A 436-nucleotide genomic window follows, 5' to 3' on the forward strand; every position below is an offset into this window, starting at 1 on the left:
CTTTCCCCCGTACGCACACCGAATGCCTTGGCAGGGCCGCTTTTGGCCAGCACCACGCCATGGCGCTTTTCCTCGTCGCCGCCCACCGCCGAAGGCACCGTGCGCAGGTCCAGCGTGTCCCCTTCCCGCAGCTTTTTCAGGGCCGACCAGGACAGAAACGCCGAGTTTACATCCACATGAAAATATACCTTGGCCATGGACGCGCCCCCTTTTCCCCGCCGAAAAATTGCCGCACCGTTGCTTACGGCGGCTTCTGCTGCTATTATACCATAAAAAAACAGGGGTTGCACAACGGGGCAAAACGCGCTATAATAAATGAATAACATTGTATTTTTATGCATCCTGGAGGGGGTTTATTGTTATGAATTTGCAGGGACGTGATTTTCTGACGCTGCTGGACTATACGCCGGAGGAGATCAGCGGGCTGCTGGACCTG

General features: G+C 55.0%; 1 pseudogene. It reads right to left on the reverse strand.

Annotated elements, in window-relative coordinates:
* Positions 1-197: pseudogene (locus tag H6B10_RS15395) on the reverse strand (DNA polymerase IV); the annotation flags it as partial.
* Positions 198-436: the final 239 nt, after the last annotated feature.

It is taken from the genome of Gemmiger formicilis (assembly GCF_016901605.1).
GTDB lineage: Bacteria > Bacillota > Clostridia > Oscillospirales > Ruminococcaceae > Gemmiger > Gemmiger formicilis_B.